This window comes from Sulfitobacter sp. UBA4523 (assembly GCF_002388305.1).
Taxonomy (GTDB): domain Bacteria; phylum Pseudomonadota; class Alphaproteobacteria; order Rhodobacterales; family Rhodobacteraceae; genus Sulfitobacter; species Sulfitobacter pontiacus.
In genome coordinates this window covers 1-7,700 of record NZ_DGMH01000069.1, presented here as the reverse complement: position 1 = coordinate 7,700, position 7,700 = coordinate 1, and the positions used below count along the sequence as shown (strand labels likewise).

The following is a 7,700-nucleotide window of genomic DNA, read 5'->3' as shown; positions in this document are numbered from 1 at the left end:
TCGCCGCCCGACAGGGTCACGCCCTCTTGCTTGCGGCGTTCCTTGAGGCGGGGGAATAATTCGTAGATGCGGTCAAGCGACCAGCCGATGGGCGGGGCGATCTGCGCCAGTTGCAGGTTTTCCTCGACCGTGAGACCCGCGATGATGCGGCGGTCTTCGGGGACCAGCGCCAGACCGTTGGCGGCGGCCTCGTGGCTGGCCATCTTGTGCAGCGGCTGGTGGTCGAGCCAGACCTCCCCTTTGCGCAATTCGGGGTCGCCGATCTGCGCGATGGCCCGCAGGGTAGAGGTTTTCCCCGCCCCGTTGCGGCCCAGAAGCGCCAGAATTTCGCCTTCATGCACGTTAAAGCTGACGCCCTGCACAATATAGCTTTCGCCGTAATAGGCGTGGATGTCCCAGACCGAAAGATAGGCGGGGGCGGTAGCGGCGTGGTTGGCGCTGTTCGAGAAATCGGGTTTCGTGTTCATAGTCTTGTCCTTGCAAAGCCTCTGGTACGGGGCGACGCGGGAGGGGAGCCCCCCCGCGCGTCAGGCGGCGTCCTGGGATTCGCCCAAATACGCCTCGCGCACCTTGGGGTGGCCTTTGATGTTGTCGGGAGTGTCTTCGACCAGCGGGGTGCCTTGCGCCAACACGGTGATCCGTTCCGCCAGCGAGAACACCACATGCATGTCGTGTTCGATGATGGCGATGGTGATGTCGCGTTCGTCCTTGATCTGCTTGAGCAGGTCGATGGTATTGTTGGTATCGGCCCGCGCCATGCCCGCTGTGGGTTCATCCAGCAGCAGCAGGCGCGGGTCTTGCGACAGGCACATCGCGATTTCCAACCGACGTTTGTCCCCGCGCGACATAGAGGCCGCGTTCATGTGGCGCTTGTCGGCGAGCTTCATCTCGACCAGCATTTCTTCGGCTTTTTCGATCACGTCACGCTGGCTCGACATGGCGGTGAGCGCGTTCATCTGGAACGCCCCGTCACGTTTGGCAAAACAGGGGATCATCATGTTCTCCTGCACGCTGAGATCGCCGAAGATCTCGGGCGTCTGGAATACGCGGGAAATCCCCATCTGGTTGATCTCGTAGGGTTTGCGCCCCAGCACCGACTGCCCGTCGAACATGAGCGATCCGGTATCGGGGATCAGTTTGCCCACCAGACAGTTCAGCAGCGTGGATTTACCCGCCCCGTTCGGCCCGATGATCGCATGGACCGAGTTTTCCGCGACGCTGAGGTTCACGTCGCTCAGCGCTTGCAGCCCGCCGAAACGTTTGCCGACATTTTTGACTTCGAGAATGGCCATCTGTTCAGCTCCTTCTTATTCGGCTGGGGGGGTGTTGCGTTGTGCGGCGGCGTCTGCCTCGACCGATCCGGCGTTGCGGTCCTTGCGGCGGAACACGCGACCGATACGTTGACCGCCTTCGACCAGACCACCGGGCAGGAAGATCACGACCAGCATGAACAGCAGGCCCAGCGTCAGGTGCCAGCCCTTGCCCACAAAGGGGTGGATCAGCGTGATCAGCGTGTCTTCCAGCCCGTCGGGCATAAAGGCGAACCAACCGTGCAGCACGTTATCGTTAATCTTGGAAAAGATGTTTTCGAAGTACTTGATAAAGCCCGCGCCCAGAACCGGCCCCAGAAGGGTGCCCGCACCCCCAAGGATGGTCATCAGAACCACCTCGCCCGAGGCGGTCCACTGCATCCGTTCAGCACCGGCAAGCGGGTCCATTGCGGCCAGCAGGCCACCGGCCAGACCGGCATACATGCCAGAGATGACAAAGGCCGCCAGCGTGTAGGGTTTGGTATTCAGGCCCGTGTAGTTCATCCGTTGCTGGTTCGATTTCACCGCCCGCAGCATCATGCCGAAAGGCGACCGGAACACGCGGATCGAGATATAGAACGCCAGCAGCATGATCACGGCACACAGGTAATACCCGACCGAGAAGGTGAAGGACCACGCCCCGAAATCCAGCGTCGTCGCCGCATTCATCTGTGCCCCGAACAGATTGGGGTAGCTGGGTGCATTCGCCCCATCAAGGATACGCGGATCGCTCAGCGCGATTTGCAGGCCGGTTTCCCCGTTGGTGATCGGCGTCAGCACCGAATAGGCAAGGTTGAACGACATCTGCGCGAAGGCCAGCGTCAGGATCGAAAAGTAGATCCCCGACCGGCGCAGCGAGACAAAGCCGATCACGACAGAGAAGAGCCCCGCCACGATCACCGACAAAAGGATCGCGGGGATCACGTTCATCGACAAGAGCTTCATCATCCACACGGCAGAGTAGGAACCGACCCCCAGAAAGGCCGCGTGACCAAAGGAGAGGTATCCGGTCAGGCCGAACAGAATGTTGAACCCGATGGCAAAGATGCCAAAGATCACAAAGCGTTGCATCAAGTCGGGGTAGCCCGCGTTGAACTGCGCCAGCCCTGATCCGGCGGGGAAGGGGTTGAGGATGATAGGGGCTGCCATGGTCAGGAATGCCACCACCAACAGCAGGAGAAAGTCTTTTTTCGTGAGTGAGTGCATGGGTTATTCCTCCATCACGCCTTTGCGGCCCATCAGGCCACGGGGGCGTGTCAGCAAGATGAGTATCGCGACAACGTAAATGATGATCTGGTCAATACCGGGCAGGATGTTCTTGACCTCGTTCATCGAGGCAAAGCTTTCCAGAATACCCAGCAAGAACCCCGCCAGCACGGCACCGGGCAGCGACCCCATGCCGCCGACCACGACGACGACAAAGCTCAGCACCAGAAAATCCATACCCATGTGGTAGTTGGGCGAGTTGATCGGCGCGTACATGACACCGGCCAGACCGGCGACCGCGGCGGCGATGCCGAACATGATGGTGAAACGTTTGTCGATGTTGATGCCCAGCAGACCGACTGTCTCGCGGTCGGCCATACCGGCGCGCACGACCATCCCGAAGGTGGTGAACTGCAAGAAGGCAAAAACGCCGCCGATGATCACGGCCGAGAAAGCGAAATAGATCAGGCGCCAGTAAGGGTAGATGATCGCATTGGGATCAAAGCCCAGCATCACGCCAAAGTCGAACGACCCGCGAAACGCCTCCGGTGCGGAGGTGGGGATCGGGTTCGCGCCGTAGAAATACTTGATCACCTCTTGCAGCACGATCGCCAGACCGAAGGTCACCAGAATCTGGTCGGCATGGGGGCGCTTGTAGAAATGTTTGATCAACCCGCGCTCCATGACAAAGCCGATGGCCAGCATGATCGGAACGGCAAAGAGGATCGACAGGGGAACGGACCAATCCAGCATCCAGGCACCGGCGGTCTCTCCGAACCAGTCCTTGATATAGAGAATGTCCTCGTATTTCGGCTTGCCCAGAAAATCGACGCCGGAGGGTTCCGATGCCTTGTGGCTGAGCGTGAAAATCTTGCTTAGCGTGACGGCGCAGAAGGCACCGATCATGAACAGCGCCCCATGGGCAAAGTTCACGACACCCAGCGTGCCGAAAATCAACGTCAGACCAAGCGCGATGAGCGCATAGGCTGAACCTTTGTCCAACCCGTTAAGAAGTTGCAAAAGAATGGCGTCCATCGCGGTGCCCTCGAATTTTTAAGAAGTGAAAGGCGGAAAAGCCCGCCGGCAAGGTAAGGCAGGGGTCGCCCCCTGCCTTAGACTTGGTTTACGCGCCGGGGTTGCAGTCGCCCAACTCGCCGCCCGCAAACATCGGGTGGTCAGGTGCATAGGTGACCTGATCGGCTGGGGTGACTTCGACGATTTCCACGAGATCGAATTCATTCTCGGGGTTCTCTTTGCCGCGCACGACCACAACGTCCTTAAAGCACTGGTGGTCATCGGCGCGGTACAGCGTCGGGCCGTTGCCCAGACCGTCGAATTCGAACCCGGCAAGGGCTTCGCCGACGGCGCAGGGGTTGAACGATCCGGCACGGGCCACCGCATCCGCATACAGCAGCGTCTGCGCATAGCAGGTCTGAGCCGCCTGGCTGGGGGGGAAGCCGTATTTTTCGCCGAAGGACTGAACGAAAGCGTTGGTGCCTTTGTAGCGGTCTCCCATCTGGTTCTCGAGCTTCCAGTCCCAGTTCTGCGAGCCGACGATACCGGTGATATTCTCACCCGCACCACGGGCCATCAGCTCTGAATAAAGCGGCACGACGATTTCGAAGTTCTTGCCGTTCACCTGCTTTTCGCGCAGGCCGAACTGCACGGCGTTGGTCAGCGAGTTGACCATGTTTCCGCCGTAGTGGTTGAGCACCAGAACATCCGCACCGGAGTTCAGGACAGGCGCGATATAGGACGAGAAGTCGGTCGCGGCGAGCGGCGTGCGCACGTCGTTGATGGTTTCCCAGCCCATGGCTTCGGTCGCGGCCTGAATGGATTCCTGCTGCGTCCAGCCCCATGTGTAGTCGGCTGTCAGGCTGTAGACCTTACGGTCGTCGCCATAGAGGTTCTTCAGCACCGGTGCCAAAGCCGCAGCGGACATATAGGCGTTGAAGAAGTGACGGAAGCCATTGGCTTTCTTGTCTTTACCCGTAGTGTCGTTCGAATGGGTCAGACCCGCCATAAAGATCACGCCGGCCTCTTGGCACAGGCCCTGCACAGCAACCGCCACGCCCGAGCTTGAGCCGCCCGAGATCATGATCGCGCCGTCTTTCTGGATCATCGACTGCGCCGATGCGCGGGCCGCGTCCGATTTGGTCTGCGTGTCGCCGGTCACGAACTGGACTTTCTTGCCCATGATCCCGTTACCTTCCAGCGCCTTCGAGCTGAAGGTGTTCAGCATACCGCCGTCGCCCTGACCGTTCAGGTGCTCGACCGCCAGCTCGAACGCGCGCAGCTCGTCTGCGCCTTCGTCCGCGTAGGGGCCTGATTGGGGTACGTTAAAGCCAAGCGTCACCGTGTCGCCCGTTGGCGCGTTGGTAAAGCCGGAATGCGCGGCCGCGCTTAGATACGTCGGCAGCGCCAGACCGGCCCCGGCAGCAGCGCCGGTTTTGATCACGCCACGACGCGTCAAGTTAGAAAATGACATGTATTTCCTCCCAAATGTTGAAATCACGGCCCGATTATTTTTCCGGGTCCATGATGCACAGAGGTGCAAATATGATATGAGAGGAAAACTGAAAACCGATCAACAAGCCCCTTGATAAAAACAACTATTCTGTAAATATATTCGCACAGGTTGAGGGGGAGTTGTAAATTTAATGATATTGCAGCGCAGAAAGCCGTTGATAACGCGATATAATTCGCGCGGGGGTGCCACGTGACCCGCGACGCGCTGACCGGCAGCCGCATCCGTGAACGTCGGGTGATGGCGGGGCAGAAACAGGCGGACCTTGCCAAGCGGATCGGCATCTCGGCCAGCTATCTGAATCTTATCGAACACAACCGTCGCAGAATCGGCGGGAAACTGCTTCTTAACATCGCCGCCGCCCTTGGGGTGGAGCCGACGGCGTTGACCGAAGGGGCCGAGGCGGCGCTGATCGCCACCCTGCGCGAGGCGGCGGATGATGCGCGGCTCAGCGGGCCAGAGGCGACCCGCGCCGATGAATTTGCCGGGCGGTTCCCCGGCTGGGCCGATGTGCTGGCCAACGCACAGCGCCGGATCGCCACGTTGGAGCGTACGGTCGAAACCCTGACCGACCGGCTGGCCCATGACCCGCATCTGGCGGCCTCTATGCACGAACTGCTGACGACCGCTGCCGCGATCCGGTCCACCGCGTCGATTTTGGCCGATACCAAAACGCTTGAACCCGAATGGCGCGACCGGTTTCACATCAACATCGATCAGGACAGCCGTCGCCTTGCCGATAGCGCGCAGGCGCTGGTGGGCTATCTTGAGGCCGACCCCGAAATTACCCCCGCCGCCGATTCCCCGCAAGAGGAGGTAGAGGCGTTTCTGGCCGCACATCGCTATCGTTTTGCCACGCTTGAGGTCACCGAAGGGGATGCGGATGCTATCGACAAACTGATCCAGACCGCCCCCGAACTGCAAAGCGTGGCCGCGCGTCACATCGCGCGCGATGTGTTGCAGCAGATCGCCATCGATGCCGAAGCCCTGCCGATCACGCGGCTGACACAGGCGCTTGACCGGCTTGGACTGGACCCCGTGGCGCTTGGTGCAGAGCTGCGCCAGCCCGTGGCCCGCGTCTTGCGGCGCATGGCGACGGTGCCGGAACTGGGGGCAGGGCTGGTGATCTGCGACCGGTCGGGCACGTTGATCTTTCGCAAATCCATCGACGGTTTCGTCGTGCCGCGCTTTGGAGCCTGTTGCCCGCTTTGGCCGCTGTTCGCCGTTCTGGGCAGCCCGGGCATGGTACAGAAACAACGGGTTGCGCAATTGGGGCGGGGCCATTCTGCTTTTGACTGTTTTGCCACCTGCGAAACGCAGAATGTGCGCGATTACAACGCGGTACCCTTACTTCATTCGGTGATGTTGATCCTGCCCGCAGGGCCGGACAGCGCGCCCGCGCTTGATGTGGGGGCCACCTGTCGCGTCTGCCCGCGCGCGGCCTGTCCGGCGCGGCGCGAACCGTCGATCCTGAATGACGGGGTATAGCGCGGGGCAACAGGCTTTTGACAGGGCAGGGTTTTCCGTGCATCTTGCCGCTCGGCCTACCGAGATCGCGGCACAAGCGACCAGGGCCACAGGGAGGGATTTTGCCAATGGGCAAGCATGTGGTGCTCGTGGAAGACGAGACGAACATCGCCGAGGCGATACGATTTTTACTCGGCCGTGAGGGCTGGCGCGTCGAAACGCTGGCCAATGGCGCGACAGCCGTGGAGGTGATCCGCAAGGCCAGCCCCGATCTGGTGATGCTGGATGTGATGCTGCCGGGCAAAAGCGGTTTCGAAATCCTGAAGGAACTGCGGGCGGATGCCGCGCTGGCCGATCTGCCGATCCTGATGCTGACCGCCCGCGGCCAGACCCGCGACCGCGAAATCGCGCTAGAGGCCGGGGTCAGCCGGTTTATGACCAAACCGTTTTCCAACGCCGATATGCTGGCAGCCGTGCGCGATCTGACCGCCGCAGGCACCGCAAAAGCATGAGCAAGCCCCCCGGCTCGCCGCTGTTTCTGGAACGGCGCAGCTACCGGTTTCGCCGCATGATGGATGCCGTCCGGCTGCTGCCCTTGCTGGTGCTGGCCTTCTGGATGGTGCCGCTGCTCTGGCCTGTGCAGGATGCCCCCGTCGGCGCGGCCGTGCCCATGTCGCACGCGCTGCGCTATGTCTTTGGCGTCTGGCTGGCGGGCATCGTCTTGTGCTTTCTGCTCTGGCGGCGCACGGCGCGGCAGATCGCTCAGGAAGCTCAAGACTGATGGTGTCACTGAACCAGTTGGTCGCGGTCTGTCTGCTTTACGTGGTCGGGCTCTTTGCCGTGGCCTTCGCGGCAGAGCGTGCGGCGGCACGGGGGCGGGGCGACTGGCTGTTGCGCTCTCCGCTGGTCTATACGCTGTCGCTGTCGATCTATTGCACCGCCTGGACCTTTTACGGCGCCGTTGGCTATGCCGCGCGGTCGGGGTTGGAATTTGTGACGATCTACCTTGGCCCGTCGCTGGTGATGATCGGCTGGTGGTGGGGGCTGCGGCGTTTGGTGCGGATCGGGCGAAGCCATCGCGTCACCTCGATCGCGGACCTGATTTCATCGCGCTATGGCAAGTCCAACACGCTGGCGATCGTCGTGACGGTGATGGCCGTGATCGGTGTGACGCCCTATATCGCGCTGCA

General features: G+C 61.1%; 8 protein-coding genes and 1 pseudogene. 4 read left to right on the top strand and 5 right to left on the bottom strand.

The features are described 5' to 3' along the window. The 5 genes from B3849_RS16690 to B3849_RS16670 all read right to left on the bottom strand — a co-directional run. Positions 1 to 467 (bottom strand): ABC transporter ATP-binding protein (locus B3849_RS16690; RefSeq protein ID WP_286780453.1); only part of this gene is annotated, 467 nt, incomplete at its 3' end. Between the two features lie 60 nt (positions 468 to 527). Beyond that, on the bottom strand, positions 528 to 1,292 hold the full coding sequence (locus B3849_RS16685) for an ABC transporter ATP-binding protein (protein WP_286780452.1): 765 nt from the start codon (positions 1,290 to 1,292) through the stop codon (positions 528 to 530). 15 nt (positions 1,293 to 1,307) lie between these two features. Further along, positions 1,308 to 2,516, bottom strand: a complete 1,209-nt coding sequence (locus B3849_RS16680) for a branched-chain amino acid ABC transporter permease (protein WP_005852794.1) — start codon at positions 2,514 to 2,516, stop codon at positions 1,308 to 1,310. Between the two features lie 3 nt (positions 2,517 to 2,519). Further along, positions 2,520 to 3,551: a branched-chain amino acid ABC transporter permease gene (locus B3849_RS16675; RefSeq protein ID WP_009826721.1), complete on the bottom strand. Its 1,032-nt coding sequence runs from the start codon at positions 3,549 to 3,551 to the stop codon at positions 2,520 to 2,522. Between the two features lie 88 nt (positions 3,552 to 3,639). Beyond that, positions 3,640 to 5,004 carry a substrate-binding protein gene (locus B3849_RS16670; protein ID WP_037943985.1) on the bottom strand — a complete coding sequence of 455 codons (1,365 nt, stop codon included), beginning with the start codon at positions 5,002 to 5,004 and terminating at the stop codon, positions 3,640 to 3,642. A 231-nt stretch (positions 5,005 to 5,235) separates the two neighbouring features. Between B3849_RS16670 and B3849_RS16665 the strand changes: the two genes are divergently transcribed. From B3849_RS16665 to B3849_RS16650, 4 genes and pseudogenes are all read left to right on the top strand, one after another. Continuing rightward, on the top strand, positions 5,236 to 6,531 hold the full coding sequence (locus B3849_RS16665) for a helix-turn-helix transcriptional regulator (RefSeq protein WP_278424481.1): 1,296 nt from the start codon (positions 5,236 to 5,238) through the stop codon (positions 6,529 to 6,531). A 107-nt stretch (positions 6,532 to 6,638) separates the two neighbouring features. After that, a complete protein-coding gene (locus tag B3849_RS16660; RefSeq protein ID WP_074635113.1) occupies positions 6,639 to 7,022 on the top strand; it encodes a response regulator transcription factor in 384 nt (127 codons plus the stop codon). After that, entirely contained in the window at positions 7,019 to 7,291 is a 273-nt protein-coding gene (locus B3849_RS16655) for a hypothetical protein (protein ID WP_009826724.1), read from the top strand. The genes B3849_RS16660 and B3849_RS16655 overlap by 4 nt, the downstream gene beginning before the upstream one ends. Continuing rightward, positions 7,291 to 7,700 (top strand): annotated as a pseudogene (locus B3849_RS16650) (sodium:solute symporter); the annotation flags it as partial. The gene B3849_RS16655 and the pseudogene B3849_RS16650, both read left to right, overlap by 1 nt.

Bases quoted from the DNA above. Each gene is read 5' to 3' on its own strand.
- B3849_RS16675 (WP_009826721.1), bottom strand. From the start codon at position 3,551: ATGGACGCCATTCTTTTGCAACTTCTTAACGGGTTGGACAAAGGTTCA.
- B3849_RS16670 (WP_037943985.1), bottom strand. From the start codon at position 5,004: ATGTCATTTTCTAACTTGACGCGTCGTGGCGTGATCAAAACCGGCGCT.
- B3849_RS16660 (WP_074635113.1), top strand. From the start codon at position 6,639: ATGGGCAAGCATGTGGTGCTCGTGGAAGACGAGACGAACATCGCCGAG.
- B3849_RS16685 (WP_286780452.1), bottom strand. From the start codon at position 1,292: ATGGCCATTCTCGAAGTCAAAAATGTCGGCAAACGTTTCGGCGGGCTG.
- B3849_RS16655 (WP_009826724.1), top strand. From the start codon at position 7,019: ATGAGCAAGCCCCCCGGCTCGCCGCTGTTTCTGGAACGGCGCAGCTAC.
- B3849_RS16680 (WP_005852794.1), bottom strand. From the start codon at position 2,516: ATGCACTCACTCACGAAAAAAGACTTTCTCCTGCTGTTGGTGGTGGCA.